Origin of the sequence: Nocardioides sp., assembly GCF_031397825.1 — a bacterium.
Taxonomy (GTDB): domain Bacteria; phylum Actinomycetota; class Actinomycetes; order Propionibacteriales; family Nocardioidaceae; genus Nocardioides.
Genome location: NZ_JANNML010000191.1, coordinates 1 through 14,495 on the forward strand (window position 1 = coordinate 1; position 14,495 = coordinate 14,495).

The window sequence follows — 14,495 nt, forward strand, 5'->3', positions numbered from 1 at the left end:
GAGCTGGTAGGTGCGGTCCAGCGCGACGCCGCGGTCCTCGAACAGCTTGGCCATCACGCGGTGCGTGATGGTGGCGCCGACCTGCGACTTGATGTCGTCGCCGACGATCGGGACGCCGGCGTCCTCGAACTTCTTGGCCCAAACGGGGTCGGAGGCGATGAAGACGGGCAGGGCGTTGACGAAGCCGACGCCGGCGTCGATGGCGCACTGTGCGTAGAACTTGTCGGCCTCCTCGGAGCCCACCGGGAGGTAGGAGACCATCACGTCGGCCTGGGTGTCCTTGAGGACCTGCACGACGTCGACGGGGTCCGCGCCGGACTCCTCGATGGTCATGCGGTAGTACTTGCCGAGCCCGTCGAGGGTCGGGCCGCGCTGGACGTCGATGCCCAGGGTGGGGACGTCGGCGATCTTGATCGTGTTGTTCTCGGAGGCGTTGATGGCCTCGGAGAGGTCCTTGCCGACCTTCTTGTCGTCGACGTCGAACGCGGCCACGAACTCCACGTCCTTGACGTGGTAGTCGCCGAACATCACGTGCATCAGACCGGGGACGGTCCCGTCGGGGTCGGCGTTGCGGTAGTACTCGACGCCCTGGATCAGGGAGGTGGCGCAGTTGCCCACTCCCACGATTGCTACTCGTACCGAACCCATGAGGGGTTTCCTTCCTGGTGACTTCTCTGGAGGCCGTGCTGGTGCTGCTGCGAGACGGGGGTGGTGCGGGTCATTGCTCGGTCATTGCTGGGTCATTGCTGGGGTTGCTCCGTGGGCGGTCTGAGGGCCACCTGGTCGGGGTTGCGCTCGGCGTTGATGAGGTCCGAGAGCCACCGGACCTCGCGCTCGACCGACTCGACGCCGTGGCGCTGGAGCTCCGCGGCGTAGCGGTCGACCTCGGCCTGGGTCATCGACAGCTGCGACTGCACGCGGTCGAGCCGCTCCTGCAGCCGCGTGCGTCGACCCTCGAGGACACGGAGCCGGATCTCCATGTCGGTGCTGCCGAAGAAGGCGAAACGGATGTCGAAGTTGTCGTCCTCCCATGCCGTGGGACCGACCTCCGACATCAGGCGGGTGAACTCGGCGGTGCCGAGGTTGGTGACCTGGTAGACGATCCGGGGGCGGCGGTTGACCGGGATCCCGGGCGTCGGCAGGGTGGTGACCTCCTCGATGAGGGCACCGCGGAGCATCTTCTTCAGGGCCGGGTAGAGCGAGCCGTAGCTCAGCACCCGGCTCCAGCCCAGCATCAGGTTGAGCCGCTTGCGCAGCTCGTAGCCGTGCATCGGTCCCTCGTGCAGCAGTCCGAGGACTGCCAGCTCGATGGTCTCTCCGCGACGTGCCATGAGACCTATCGTAGCGATATATCCATGAACTAGGAATTCTGGACCTATCGCGCGCGTCACGTCCGACGTCTGGGGGTCTGCGGGTCTGTTGCGTAGGCTCCTCATCCGTGAGAGGCAAGCGCAGGGCCGACGGACCCGCTGTGAAGCGGGCTGTCACCGAGCCCAAGACCTGGAAGTCGCGGAGCAAGAAGGCCGCGAAGTGGACCGCGATCGTGTCGCTGGTCCTCGCCCTGATGGGGGTCGGCGCCTTCGCCGTGCTCTACAACACCATCGAGGTCCCCAACCCCAACGCCGACTTCAAGACCGAGACGTCCTTCGTCTACTACAACAACGGCGAGGACGAGATCGGCCGCTTCGCGATCCAGGACCGTGACTCGATCCCGCTCGACGAGATGCCGCAGACGCTCAAGGACGCGGTCATCGCCGCCGAGAACCGCACCTTCTGGACCGACAGCGGCATCGACCCCAAGGGCATCCTGCGCGCCGCCTTCAGCAACGCCCAGGGCAACAGCACCCAGGGCGCCTCGACGATCACCCAGCAGTACGTGAAGATCCTCTACCTCACCCAGGAGCGCTCCCTGACCCGCAAGGTCAAGGAGGCGATCCTCTCGCTCAAGCTGCAGCGCCAGCAGACCAAGTCCGAGATCCTCGAGGGCTACCTCAACACCATCTACTTCGGTCGCGGCGCCTACGGCGTGCAGGCGGCGGCCCAGGCCTACTTCGAGAAGCCCGCGAAGGACCTCAGCCTGCAGCAGTCGGCGGTGCTGGCCAGCGTGCTCAACAACCCGACGAGCTTCGACCCGGCCAACGGCAAGGACGCCAAGGCGGCCCTCAAGGGTCGCTACCAGTTCGTGCTCGACGGCATGGCCGAGCTGGACTTCATCGACGCCGACGAGGCCGAGCAGGCCCGCGAGAACCTCCCGAGGTTCCCCGAGCTCGATGCCGAGAGCACCTACGGCGGCCAGCGGGGTCACGCGCTCAAGCTGGTGCGTGACGAGCTCAACCGCCTCGGCTTCACCGACGAGGAGATCGACGGTCAGGGCCTGCGCATCACCACGACCTTCACCCAGAAGGCGATGGACGCGGCCAAGGACGGCGTGCTCGAGCAGCGGCCCGAGGGCTTCAAGGACAAGGAGCTGCACGTCGCGGTCGCCTCGGTCGAGCCCGGCACCGGGGCCCTGCGCGGCTTCTACGGCGGTCAGGACTACCTCGACTCCCAGATCAACTGGGCCTCGGCCGGCGGCATGGTCGGCTCCACGATGAAGGCCGTGACGCTGGCGGCGGCGATCAAGGACGGCTACTCGCTGGAGGACACCTTCGAGGGCAACTCGCCCTTCGTGTTCCCCGACGGCCTCGAGGTGCAGAACGAGGGACCCGGCACCGGCAACAACTACGGCTCCTCGGTCGACGCGATCTACGCGATGGAGCAGTCCATCAACACCGCCTTCGTCGACATGTCCGACGGCATGGAGGACGGTCCGCAGAAGATCTACGACATGGCCCGCAAGCTGGGGCATCCCGGGTGAGGAGTCCTCGAAGAAGTTCCCCGGCATCCCCACCCGCTCGGTCGACATGCTCCCCGAGGACACCCTGATCACGCTCGGCAAGGCCCGGGTCAGCGCCATCAACATGGCCAACACCTACGCCACGCTCGCCGCGGGTGGGCAGCGCTCCGAGGTCCACGTGATCGACAAGGTCGTCGACGCCACGGGCGAGACGGTCTACGACTACAAGTCCACCGCCGAGGAGGTGCTCGACCCCGACATCGCGGCCGACGTCTCCTTCGCGCTCCAGGAGACCGTCGCCGACGGCACCGGCCGCACGGCCGGAGACCTCGAGTACCCCGCCGCCGGCAAGACCGGCACGGCGACCAACACCAAGGACCAGGTCTCCTCGGCGTGGTTCGTCGGCTACACGCCGCAGCTGGCCACCGCCGTGATGTACGTGCGCGGCGACGGCGACGACCAGCTCGACGGCTGGCTGCCGTCCTACTTCGGCTCCGCCTTCCCCACGTCCACCTGGCTCGCGGTCATGCAGCGGGCCATGGAGGGCGAGGAGGTCGAGGAGTTCCCGGAGCCGGTCTACGTCGACGGCGAGGCGCCCGAGGACGGCCACACCCCCGTGGTCACCCCGCCGCCGGCCCCCGAGCCGACGCGCAAGCCGCCGAGGCCGTCCGAGACGACCACGTCGCCGACCCCCACCCCGACCCCGACCCCGACTCCCACGCCGAGCCCGACGCCGACCCCCACGCCGACGCCGACCCCGTCGTGCGGTGTGCTGGGCTGCCAGACGCCGAGCCCGTCGGAGGAGCCGCCGCCGAGCAGCGAGCCGCCTGCGTCGAGCGCGCCGCCGAGCCCGTCGGCGGCCGCCTCGCGCGGCTACCGCTCGTCGTACGACGCGTGACGCGCGAGCGGTGACCGGCACGGGGGCGCCCGGGAACGGCCACGTCCACCCGACCCAGGACGACCCGATCCTCGCCGTGCTGAGCGAGGGCGTGGGCGGGCCGGTCGGCTCTCGCGCCGGCCGGGCGCGGTGGTGGACACCGCTGCGCGCGGTCGTGCTCATGGCGGCCGTCGGCTTCGCGCTGGGCCTGGTGCAGAAGGCGCCGTGCGTCGAGGGCACCTGGATCGAGGGCGACACCCGCTACTCGGCGATGTGCTACTCCGACCTGCCCTACCTCTACACGCTGCGCGGCTTCGTCGAGGAGACCTACCCCTACACCGACGACGAGCAGGTGCGGGCGCGCTACGAGTCCATGGAGTACCCCGTCGGGATCTCCTACTGGGCGTGGGGCACCTCGCTGGTCACCCACTGGCTCAACGGCTCGCCCGACCTCGAGCGGCGTTACAAGATGAGCGTCGGCGAGCTCCAGACCGACCCGGAGGTGCTGGCCGAGACCCGGCTCTACGTCGCGGTCAACGCGGTCGGCCTGGGGCTTCTGACGATCCTCGCGGCCGCGCTGCTGACCAAGGTCAACCCACGGCGTCCCTGGGACGCCGCGATGTTCGCCCTCGCGCCGGCCCTGGCGCTGACCGGCATGGTCAACTGGGACCTGCTCGCGGTGGCCCTCGTCGCCGGCGCGCTGTGGGCCTGGGCCCGGGACCGGCCGGTGCTGACCGGGGTGCTGATCGGGCTCGGGACGGCCGCCAAGCTCTACCCGTTGTTCCTGCTCGGGGGGCTGCTCATCATCTGTGCACGGCAGCGCCGCTGGCGTGACCTGGGTGTCGCAGCCGCGGGAGCGGCCGCGGCCTGGGTGCTGACCAACCTGCCGGCGTACGTCGCGAGCCCGACGGAGTGGAGGGTCTTCTGGTCCTTCAACTCCGACCGGGGCGCCGACCTCGGCTCGATCTGGCTGGTGGTCAGCCAGGCCGGTGACCTGTCGCTGTCGGCCGACACGATCAACGACGGCTCGCTGCTCTTCTTCGGCGTCTGGTGCGCCGGGGTGCTCGCGCTCGGCCTGCTCGCACCGGAGACGCCGCGCCTCGCGCAGCTCGGGTTCCTCGTCGTCGCAGGCTTCCTGCTGGTCAACAAGGTCTACTCACCGCAGTACGTCCTGTGGCTGCTGCCCCTCGCCGTGCTGGCCCGACCGCGGTGGCGCGACCAGCTCGTCTGGCAGGCCGGGGAGGTCCTCTACTTCGCCTCGGTGTGGTGGTACCTCGGTGGATTCCTCGAGCCGTCGCGCGGCGGCGACTCCGGGTTCTACTGGGTCGCGATCATCGTGCGGATGGCCTGCGAGCTCTACCTCGTGGCGCTCGTGGTGCGCGACGTGGCGCGACCCTGGCGCGACCCGGTCGAGCGACCGGTCGACCCGGGGTCCTCGGACGACATGGGGGACGACGAGGGTCAGGACACGACGACGCGGTCGAACGCCGTCGCGGTGTAGCGCACCCGCACGTCGATCCGCTCGCCGATGGCCGGCACCCGCGCGCCCGCGGGGAGGAACAACATCGAGGCCTGCATGTGCGGCGGCTCGGCGAAGAGGCGCTGCTTGCCGTCGGTGGAGAACGGCGAGCGGACGAAGCCGACCGCGTCCATGCCACCGCGGGCCAGCGTCGCGGCCCGCGCCTTGATCGAGGAGGCGCCCTGGGGCGCCTCGAGGCCGATGCCGTGCGCCGTGCCGCCGCTGACGATCAGCAGGTGCCCGCTCTTGGGCGCAGTCCGGGCGCGGTAGCCGAAGGCATCGCCGCGCTCGAGGTCGTGCACGTCGAGGACGGTGGCCGTGACGTGCAGCGCGGTGCGGTCACCGAGCCAGAGGTCGGTGCCGATGCGCGGACGCACGGTGTAGTCGGCGTAGGAGCTGCGCAGGGCGGCGAGCTCGGTGTCGGTGAGGTGGCTGACCCAGATGGTGCGGGTGTCGAGGCCGGCGGCGACGACGTCGTTCATCAGCCGGCTGACCTCTGCCAGGTGGGAGCCCTGCGCCAGCGGGAGGTGCATGGCGATGCCGTCGAGTCGGGCGCGCGGGAAGCGCTGCAGCGTGCCGGCCGCTGCCCAGAGCTCGCGGGCCGAGAAGCCGTGGCGCTGCATCGAGGTCATCCGCTCGAGCACCAGCCGGGCGTCGGGCTGGCTCGACAGCAGGCCCACCAGGTCCTCGACGCGGCCGATCGTGTGGACGACCCGGTCGGCCAGCGCGGGGTCGACCTCGAGCGCGCTGCCGAAGGGACGCCACGGGGTGAGCACCAGCAGGCTGCCGTCGAAGCGGGTCCGCACGTGCTCGAGCTCGTCGTAGGTGCCGACCGCGATGGTGTCGACGCCGAGCCACTGGGCCTTGCGGGCGAGCCGGCCACGGGTGAACCCGTAGCCGTTGCCCTTGATGACGGGCACCAGGCCGGGGTTGGCGTCGGCCACGGCGCGCAGGTGCGCGCGCCACCGGTCACCGTCGACGGAGAGGATCAGGCTCATGCTCGTCGCTCCTCAGCGGCGCTTCATGTAGAGGTCGAACGCCGTGTAGAGGGCGCGGTTGAGCGGGAAGTCCCACTCGCCGGCGTACTCGACGGCCTCGCCGCCCGTGCCGACCTTGAACTGGATGAGCCCCACGTGGGAGTCGTCCGCGTCGAGGGTGTCGGTGATGCCGCGCAGGTCGTAGACGTCGGCGCCGGCCGTCAGCGCGTCCTGGATCATCGCCCACTGGATCGCGTTGGAGCCGCGGACGTCGCGCTTCTCGGTGGAGGAGGCGCCGTAGGAGTACCACGCATGGGCGCCGACGCGGATCGCGATGGTGGACGCGACCAGGTCGCCCTCGTGGCGCGCGAACCACAACGTGATCCGGTCCGGGCTCTCGGAGCCGAGCGCCTCGACCATGGTCTGGAAGTAGGACAGCGGGCGAGGGGTGAAGTGGTCGCGCTCGGCGGTGTGGACGTAGAGGTCGTGGAAGGCCTTCAGGTCCTCCAGCGCGGCGGTGCCGCTGGTCGAGGTGACCTCGACACCGAGCTTGGCGGCCTTCTTGATGTTGCGCCGCCACAGCTGGTTCATCGCCTTGAGGACGTCGTCCTCGGTGCGCGGCTCGCCCGTGGCCGTGTCGGTGAGCGGGACCTGGAAGACGTACTGCGGCTGGCCGGCCGCGAAGCCGCCCTCGGCGACCTGACGGCGCCAGCCCAGCTCGTCGAGCTGGGACACGACACGGGCACCCGTGGCGGACCGCTCGGTGGGGGCGAGGTCGTCGAGACGTCGTACGGACTCGTCGGCGATGCCGTCCTTGACCTGGGCCGCCGACCAGCGGCGGGTGACGACCGGGGGGCCCATGCGGACGCCGAAGGCGCCCTGGGACCTGAGGTGGCCGGTGAGGGGGGCGAGCCAGGCGCCGAGCTCCTCGGTGTCCCAGTCGATCACCGGGCCCTCAGGCAGGTAGGCGAGGTAGCGCTTGACCTTGGGGAGCTGGCGGTAGAGCACCAGCGCGGTGCCGACGAGCTCACCCGCTGACCCGTCCCGGTGCCAGCCGAGGGACTCGCGGCGCCACTCGCTCTTGACCCTGCCCCATGCGGGAGTCTGCAGGAAGCTCGCCGACCTCCGGGTCGCGAGGAAGGAGAGGTGCTCCTCCTCGGAGATCACTCGCACGCTCAACCCGGTGGCAGCCACGTCTCGAGGCTACCGGCCGGGCGGCCGCGGGCCGTGTCCTGGTCCGTGCGACCGGGAACGGGTCAGAGGCGCTCGCGCAGCCAGGCGAAGTCGGCGACGTGGGCGTCGGCGGGGCCGGGGGTCTCGCAGACGACCGGGGCGCCGGCGTCGCGGACGACCGCGGCGAGCAGGTCGGGGTCGATCGTCCCGGCACCGAAGTTGGCGTGCCGGTCGGCACCGGAGTCGAACTGGTCGCGGCTGTCGTTGCAGTGGACCAGGTCGATGCGGCCGGTGATCGCGAGGACGTCGGACACGACGGTCTCGAGCGGGTTGCCGCCGGCGTGGGCGTGGCAGGTGTCCAGGCAGAAGCCGACCTGGTCGGCCTGCTCGGTGCCGGAGATGGCGTCCCACACGCGACCGATGCGCTCGAGGTAGCGGGTCATCGCGTTGTCGCCGCCCGCGGTGTTCTCGATGAGGAGCGGGAGCTTGAGGTCGGTCGCCTCGACGGCCTTGCGCCAGTTGTCGAACCCCGTGGCCGGGTCGTCGGCCTTATTGACGTGGCCGCCGTGCACGATCAGGCCCTTGGCGCCGATCGAGGCCGCGGCGTCGACGTGCTGCTGGAGCAGCTTGCGGCTGGGGATGCGGATCCGGTTGTTGGTCGTGGCGACGTTGATGATGTAGGGCGCGTGGACGTAGAGGTCGATACCCGCCGCCTCCGCATCGGCCTTCAGGCCCTCCGCGCCGCCGGCGTAGGCGAACTCGGGTCCCTGGTAGCCCTGCGGGTCACCGAGGAAGAACTGCACGAGCGGCGCGTTGCGCGCCTTCGCCTCGGCCAGCGGGTCGGTCTGGTCGACGTGAGCGCCGATGGCGAGAGTCGTCATGCGGCCCATCGTAGGGACCCTGCCGACCCGGCTCCGGTCGCGTGATCCGGGCACGACGTCGGGGAAGGAGGGGCCCGCGACAGCGATCGCGTCCCTTAACTATCTGGGTTACCCTGACGATCCCGGTGACCGGAGGGCATCGGGCCACACCACATTCTTGGGGAGCCCATGACCACCATCAATGCTCGATCCTTTGCGCGGCTGGCGGTGATCCCCAGCCTGGTGGTCTCCCTGATGCTGGTGGCGTTCGTCTCGCCGGCGCAGGCGCAGAAGGTCCGGCCGGACTTCTTCGGCATGCACGACACCCAGATCGCCAACGGCTCGATCCCCACCGTCAAGCTCGGCAGCATCCGGCTGTGGGACTCGGGGGTGACCTGGCGTGAGATCGAGAAGATCCCCGGGACCTATGACTGGTCCGCCCTCGACCGCGCGGTCACCAACGCCCGTGCCAAGAAGCTTCGCCCCCTGCTGGTGCTCGGGCAGACGCCCCAGTTCCACGCCGAGAAGCCCATGGCACCCGGCGCCTACGGTGACGGAGCCACCAGCATGCCGCGCCTGGACGCCTGGAAGGCCTACGTCCGTGCGGTGGCAAGTAAGTACGGCACCACCGTCGACTACCAGGTCTGGAACGAGCCCAACGTCATCAACTACTGGTCGGGCACCGTGCGCCAGATGGCGCTCCTGACCGACACGGCCAGCGAGATCCTCGTCAACGTCATCGGCGCCAAGGCCACGCTCGTGGCACCTGGATTCCCCCTCCGGCTTCCGACCCAGCAGCGCTGGTTCAAGGCCTACTGGCAGGCCAAGTCCGGCGGGAGCTCGATGGCCAGCCTGGTCGACGTCATCGGGGTCCACCTCTACCCGGTGGCCAACCAGGCACCCGAGGACGGCATGAAGCTCCTGGCGCTCGCCAAGAAGCTGCTGCCCAAGGCCGCACGCGCCAAGCCGATGTGGAACACCGAGATCAACTACGGGCTGCTGGGCGGTCCGACGGCCACGCCGATCCCGGACGCCAAGCAGGCGGCCTACGTCGCCCGCACGCTCGTGCTCAACGCCGCCAGCTCGATCCGCCGCATGTTCTGGTACTCCTGGGCCCAGGGGGACATCGCCAACACCCACCTCGTCCAGGACGACCGCACCACCCGCACGCGGGCGGGCAACGCGTGGAACGAGGTGCACGGGTGGCTCATCGGCACCCAGACCAGCAGCTGCTCGCAGGCCCGCACGGGCAAGCTGAAGGGTCTCTACACCTGCGTGGCGCGCAAGAGCCGCACCGAGGTGCGTCGCTTCTACTGGAAGCCGTCCGGCAAGGCGGTCCAGGTCTTCACGCCCCGGTCCACCAAGAAGGTGACCAACCTCAGCGGCAAGGTCACCACTCGTCAGGGACGCTACGCCGTCAAGGTCGGCTACACGCCCATCATGGTGACGTCGCGTCGCTGATCGACCAAGCCACGGCAGCACCACCGTCGACGTGAGGAACTCATGCCGCAAGCTCGTGCCCGTCGGCGTCTCGTCGCGCTCCTGGCTCTCCCTGTCCTGACCGTCTCCGCCTGCACGGACGACGGTGGGTCGGGGGAGCCGGGAGGCGCGGCTCCCGCCCCCACGAGCTCGGCACCACCCTCGCCGTCCCCGACGCCTGCACCTGCGCCAGAGGTGCCCCAGGATGATCCGGAGGACACCCAGCGGGCCTCGGCCCCGGTGCGCTCCACCTTCTTCGGGATGCACGACGGACGTGCGACCCAGGGCCTGACCCCGGCCGCAGCCGTCGGTGCCCTGCGTCTGTGGGACTCCGGCACGAGCTGGCGCGAGCTGGAGACGGCCCCGGGGCAGTTCACCTGGGACGCGTTGGACACCGCGGTGGCGGCGGCTGAGTCCGTCGACGCCCGTCCGCTCCTCGTGCTGGGGCAGACCCCGGCCTTCCACGCGCTCGGACCCGCACCCGAGTCGGCGTACGGACCGGGAGCAGCCGCGATGCCGGACCTGGGTGCCTGGCGTCGTTACGTCACCGAAGTGGCTCAGCGCTACGGCGACCGCATCGACTACCAGGTGTGGAACGAGGCCAACGTGGTCGGCTACTGGGCCGGGACCACGAAGCAGATGGCCGAGCTCACGGTGTCGGCCAGCCGGTCGATCCGTCAGGTGGTGCCGCAGGCCACCGTCGTTGCACCTGCCTTCGCCCTCCGGCTGTCGAGCCAACAGCGCTACTTCGACGAGTTCTGGTCCTGGCAGTCGCGCGGGATCGACCTGGCGTCAGCCGTCGACGCGGCGGCCGTCCATCTCTACCCTCCCGCCGAGGATCCGCCGGAGACGCAGGTCAGCCTGTTCGAACTGGCTGGCGACGTCCTCGACGAGCACGGAGTCGACGTCCCGGTGTGGAACACGGAGATCAACTTCGGGCTCCTGGGGGGCCCGACGCCGCCCGCCATCCCGGCCGAGCGACAGCGGGCCTTCCTCATGCGCACGTATCTCCTCAACGCGGGCCTGGGAGTGCAGCGGGTCTACTGGTACCGCTGGGACCTTCAGCCGATCGCCAACACGCTGCTGACCGAGCCCGATCTCTCGACACCGACACTGGCTGGCCGGGCCTTCTCCACGATCCGCGAGTGGCTCGACGGGACACGCGTGAGTGCCTGTGAGTCCAGCGCGGGAACCTGGACATGCACGGCGCGGACGGGGGTCGGGACGCGGACGTTCTGGTGGAAGCCGACCGGAGGGCCGGCTCGCATCGAGGTCGAGGGGCCGGCAGGCACGTGGACGGACGCGGCCGGAAGGAGCACTCGCTGCCCCGACGGCTGCACGGTGTCGGTGGGTCAGGCTCCGATCATGGTGATCTCCGGGTGATGCGCCAGGGCTTGCGGAGCCAGGCCCGGGGGCGTCGACGCCGGTCGGCCTGCTGCGCCATCAGCTCCTGGAGCATCTTCTCGTAGTCGCGGGCCACGCGGTCCCAGGCATACAGGTTCTTCACGGCGCGCCGCCCGCGTTCTCCCCGTTCGTGTCGTGTCGAGGCTGAGTCGTCGACCCGGATGCACTCGGCCACCGAGTCCACGTCGTGGAAGTACTGGGCCTCCGGCCCGGCGACCTCCCGGTTGAAGTTCACGTCGAACGCCGACACCGGAGCTCCAGAGCCCAGCGCTCGGAGAAGTGAGGGGTTGGTCCCGCCGACGGAATGGCCGTGCAGGTAGCTGCGGGCGTTGCCGTAGAGCTGGTCGAGCAGCTCCTGGTCCCAGAGGGCGCCCAGCATCATGACCTGGCCGCTGCGTGCAGCCATCCCATCGATCTTGGCCGTGAACGAGGATCCGTAGGGAGCTGTTCCGACCACGACGAGCGGCCGCGTCGAACCGCTCGCCACGTAGCCGCCGACGATCAGGTCGACGTGGTTCTCCGGCTCCATCCTGGCGACCACGAGGTGGAACTCGTGTGCTCGGAGGCCGAGCTCGCCCAGACGGTCGTCACGGGGGTAGGCGATGGTGGCGCCGTAGGGGATGTAGTAGGACTCGACCCCGTAGGACTGGTGCAGGTGCTCGGCGATCCCGTGCGCGTCGGCGATCAGTGCGGCCCCTGATCCAGCGGCAGCCCTCTCGGCCCAGCGGTAGTAGCGCGCCCCGTTGCCCTGCCACTTGGACCTCTTCCACTCCAAGCCGTCCATGTGGATCGCGAACGGGATACCGCGAGCTCGCAGGAGTCGGATGAAGGGAGCGTTGCCCGCATTGAACATGACCGCGACGTCCGGCTTGCGGACCATGCTGTGCACGATGGACAGGAAGGTGTGGCTGAGCGTCTCCAGCGAGCGTCTGCGCACCGCAGGAAGGTTGACCAGGCGCATGCCCAGGTGCTCGCGCTGGCTCTGGCCGGGATTGCGGCAGTAGACGGTGACGTCGTGGCCCATCTCGGCGAGGCGGGAGCCGATCTCCTCGACAGCGGTCTCGAACCCGCCGTACCTCGCCGGCACGCCACGAGTCCCGATCATGGCGATGTGCACGATGATCCCCTTCTCAGGAGCTGCGCGGCCGACTCGCTGAGTCCCTGCGGCCCCCAGGACCACCCGTGCGGCTGGTCGCTCCCATCGTCGATGCGGCGGGTCCGGTCGGTCACGGCGCGGCTTCCAGCGTCCACGTAGGAGTGCCGTCCAGCGGGATCCTGATGCGGGCTCCATCAGCAACGGGGCTCCAGCCATCGGGCAGCCCTGTCACGTCGAAGCCAGCCGGAAAGTGCACCGTCACGTCTGACGTCTGGGGGTTGACCATCGCCTGGGGGTCCAGGGTGAGCTCGTAGCTCAGCGAGCCGTCCGGCGCGACGGAGGCGGCGTCGGGGACGGTGTACGTCGCCTCGAGCACAGCCCGGCCGCCGGTGGGAAGGGTCTCCGTGGCGGTGAAGTACTGGTGCCCCTGGAACGAGCGGAGAGTTGCGTCGAGGGCCTCTCCCTGCCAGGCGGCTTCGAGGTCCGTGGCCTCAGGCGGCAGGAACGTCGCCAGCGTGATGCCCAGGTCGCGGGTGAAGTAGCCGATGCCCGGGTCGGTGCCAGGTTGCTGGTACGGCGGGCTGGTGTTGTCCACCACCACGCGAAGTCGCACCCGGGCAGTGCCGTCTGCGTCCAACCGCACCTCCGAGGTCGCGGTGCGGCGCTGCCAGAAGTCCATCTTGCTCTGGTTGAAGTTCTGGGTGAAGACACCGAGGTAGTCACCTGACGTCACGGGCGACAGGTCACCGCTGAGGCCGTACTCGTACAACCCACGTCTGGCCTCCTGGTCCCGCACGTAGATCGCCAGGTGTCCTCCGTCCGCTGCCTGACGCACGATCGACAGCTTCTCCGCGAACATGCCGCCGTCGAGCAGCTTGCCGCGGAAGGCTGTGATCAGGGCGGCGTTGAGGCGGTCGCGCTGTTCCGGATCGGAGTAGAGGTCGTAGCTCCCGACCAGGGTCTGCACCAGGTTGGCACCGGTCAGCGTGGGGTAGCCCGCCACGTCGAGTGGCCCGGTCAGGGCGAAGAGCCGGGAGAGTGCGACCGCGTCCACCGCGATGACTCCGTCGTAGCGGTCGCCGCTGAGGGCTCGCCACGCGCGCAGGAGCTCCTCGCCGGCGACGTTCCAGGACGGCGCCAGGGTCGAGGACTTGAAGCTGATCCCCGTGAACCTGTTGCCGGCCACCCGGGGCCACTCCAGCGGGTCGTTGATGCCCTCGTAGGAGTCGAGGTCGATCGAGTCACCGATCTCGAGGGTGCCGTCGGTGACGGTCAACGGAGCCAGCGAGAGCGCTGCGCCGCCGGAGTAGCGGAGCTCGGAGGGGTTCAACAAGGCGATGAGGTAGTCCTTGTCGCCCTCGGCGCCGAGCAGGGCTGGCAGCCTCGAGATCAGCGGCTCCGCGGCGACGTACCCCTCCGCAAGAGGCTCGAGGCTTGCCCTGGCCTGGTCTCGCGCCGCGAGCACCTCGGCTCCGAACCCCGGGAGGTCCCCCCGGATCTGGTCGAGGGAGGCGGTGGCGTCCTCGAGGCGGCTCCCGCTCGCCCGCACACCGGCCAGCACCTTCTCGAGAGTGGCGAGGTCGACCGTGCCGTCGCTCAAGAGCGTCGCGTCGTCGCCGGAGATCTGAGGATAGAGCTCGACCCCCGTCTCAGCGATCGCGGTGGCGTCGTCGAGGGCAGAGACCAGGTGGCCCACGTCGTGGACGGTCCCGCCCACGACGGGGACGAGGCCCCAGAGCACTCCGCTGGGGCCATCGGTCGCGATCCTGGCGATCGTGACGTCGCGACGCGCGTCCTGCACGTGTTCCTGCGCCTGGGCGAAGTCACCTGAGCCGAAGGCGTCCTGGGCCGCTGTCAGCTCATCGCGTGCCTCATGGGCGAAGTGCTGAACGAGGATGAGCGGGATGGCGAGCAGGAACATCAGGGCGAGAAAGCTGCCCACCAGCCACGTCAGCCGTCGGCGCAGCGGCCAGCGGCTCGAGCGCTCGCTGGTAGCCGCTGCGGTCTCGCCGGGCGGGGTGGACATGCCGGGCATCCTCTCAGACCCGGCGTGCTCCTCCTGCGGGGTGGTGCGGGCCCCGGCCGCCGGTCATGCGTCGGTGCCCGTCGGGGGATCTCATCGCCTGCGGCCTCGGATGCGCCTAGGCTCAGCCCGTCCCGCACCAGGAGGTCGCCATGAGCGCCATCAGCATCCAGTCCTCCACGCAGACGTGGAGCGCCGATGCGCCCCGCGTCTTCCGCATCGGCCGTGAGGTCGGGTGCGACGTCGTCGCC

At 69.9% G+C, this 14,495-nt stretch carries 11 protein-coding genes and 1 pseudogene; 5 read left to right on the plus strand and 7 right to left on the minus strand.

Features of this window, described 5'->3' with window-relative positions; translation table 11 throughout:
* Positions 1–648 (minus strand): annotated as a pseudogene (locus RMN98_RS16335) (inositol-3-phosphate synthase); the annotation flags it as partial.
* 92 nt (positions 649–740) lie between these two features.
* Complete coding sequence (locus RMN98_RS16340; RefSeq protein ID WP_309649875.1) at positions 741–1,331, minus strand: PadR family transcriptional regulator; 591 nt, start codon at positions 1,329–1,331, stop codon at positions 741–743.
* A 107-nt stretch (positions 1,332–1,438) separates the two neighbouring features.
* Here RMN98_RS16340 and RMN98_RS16345 point away from each other — a divergent pair, with 107 nt between their 5' ends.
* Genes RMN98_RS16345 through RMN98_RS16355 form a run of 3 tightly spaced genes read left to right on the plus strand, consistent with a single transcriptional unit; the run spans position 1,439 to position 5,214 of the window.
* The gene (locus tag RMN98_RS16345; protein WP_309649876.1) at positions 1,439–2,857 is read left to right on the plus strand and encodes a transglycosylase domain-containing protein; all 1,419 of its coding nucleotides are present in this window, start codon (positions 1,439–1,441) and stop codon (positions 2,855–2,857) included.
* A 46-nt stretch (positions 2,858–2,903) separates the two neighbouring features.
* Positions 2,904–3,734, plus strand: coding sequence for a penicillin-binding transpeptidase domain-containing protein (locus RMN98_RS16350; protein WP_309649877.1), 831 nt, complete (start codon positions 2,904–2,906; stop codon positions 3,732–3,734).
* Between the two features lie 10 nt (positions 3,735–3,744).
* The gene (locus RMN98_RS16355; protein ID WP_309649878.1) at positions 3,745–5,214 is read left to right on the plus strand and encodes a glycosyltransferase 87 family protein; all 1,470 of its coding nucleotides are present in this window, start codon (positions 3,745–3,747) and stop codon (positions 5,212–5,214) included.
* Here the strand turns inward: RMN98_RS16355 and RMN98_RS16360 are convergent.
* From RMN98_RS16360 to RMN98_RS16370, 3 genes are all read right to left on the minus strand, one after another.
* On the minus strand, positions 5,175–6,230 hold the full coding sequence (locus RMN98_RS16360; protein WP_309649879.1) for an alanine racemase: 1,056 nt from the start codon (positions 6,228–6,230) through the stop codon (positions 5,175–5,177). The two genes, RMN98_RS16355 and RMN98_RS16360, sit on opposite strands and share 40 nt — an antisense overlap.
* 12 nt (positions 6,231–6,242) lie before the next feature.
* On the minus strand, positions 6,243–7,403 hold the full coding sequence (locus RMN98_RS16365) for a peptidoglycan bridge formation glycyltransferase FemA/FemB family protein (protein ID WP_309649880.1): 1,161 nt from the start codon (positions 7,401–7,403) through the stop codon (positions 6,243–6,245).
* 62 nt (positions 7,404–7,465) lie between these two features.
* A complete protein-coding gene (locus RMN98_RS16370; protein WP_309649881.1) occupies positions 7,466–8,263 on the minus strand; it encodes a deoxyribonuclease IV in 798 nt (265 codons plus the stop codon).
* Between the two features lie 168 nt (positions 8,264–8,431).
* On the opposite strand from RMN98_RS16370, the gene RMN98_RS16375 reads away from it, so the two are divergent.
* Together RMN98_RS16375 and RMN98_RS16380 are read left to right on the plus strand one after the other, a co-directional pair.
* Positions 8,432–9,703: a hypothetical protein gene (locus tag RMN98_RS16375; protein ID WP_309649882.1), complete on the plus strand. Its 1,272-nt coding sequence runs from the start codon at positions 8,432–8,434 to the stop codon at positions 9,701–9,703.
* A 279-nt stretch (positions 9,704–9,982) separates the two neighbouring features.
* Positions 9,983–11,104 (plus strand): hypothetical protein, encoded by a 1,122-nt coding sequence (locus RMN98_RS16380; RefSeq protein ID WP_309649883.1) that lies wholly within the window; start codon positions 9,983–9,985, stop codon positions 11,102–11,104.
* Here RMN98_RS16380 and RMN98_RS16385 read toward each other — a convergent pair.
* On the minus strand, positions 11,085–12,242 hold the full coding sequence (locus tag RMN98_RS16385) for a glycosyltransferase (RefSeq protein WP_309649884.1): 1,158 nt from the start codon (positions 12,240–12,242) through the stop codon (positions 11,085–11,087). The two genes, RMN98_RS16380 and RMN98_RS16385, sit on opposite strands and share 20 nt — an antisense overlap.
* A gap of 109 nt (positions 12,243–12,351) precedes the next feature.
* Positions 12,352–14,247 carry a DUF4012 domain-containing protein gene (locus tag RMN98_RS16390; RefSeq protein ID WP_309649885.1) on the minus strand — a complete coding sequence of 632 codons (1,896 nt, stop codon included), beginning with the start codon at positions 14,245–14,247 and terminating at the stop codon, positions 12,352–12,354.
* Positions 14,248–14,495: the final 248 nt, after the last annotated feature.

Bases quoted from the DNA above. Each gene is read 5' to 3' on its own strand.
- RMN98_RS16340 (WP_309649875.1), bottom strand. From the start codon at position 1,331: ATGGCACGTCGCGGAGAGACCATCGAGCTGGCAGTCCTCGGACTGCTG.
- RMN98_RS16350 (WP_309649877.1), top strand. From the start codon at position 2,904: ATGCTCCCCGAGGACACCCTGATCACGCTCGGCAAGGCCCGGGTCAGC.
- RMN98_RS16360 (WP_309649879.1), bottom strand. From the start codon at position 6,230: ATGAGCCTGATCCTCTCCGTCGACGGTGACCGGTGGCGCGCGCACCTG.
- RMN98_RS16370 (WP_309649881.1), bottom strand. From the start codon at position 8,263: ATGACGACTCTCGCCATCGGCGCTCACGTCGACCAGACCGACCCGCTG.
- RMN98_RS16375 (WP_309649882.1), top strand. From the start codon at position 8,432: ATGACCACCATCAATGCTCGATCCTTTGCGCGGCTGGCGGTGATCCCC.
- RMN98_RS16380 (WP_309649883.1), top strand. From the start codon at position 9,983: ATGCACGACGGACGTGCGACCCAGGGCCTGACCCCGGCCGCAGCCGTC.
- RMN98_RS16390 (WP_309649885.1), bottom strand. From the start codon at position 14,247: ATGTCCACCCCGCCCGGCGAGACCGCAGCGGCTACCAGCGAGCGCTCG.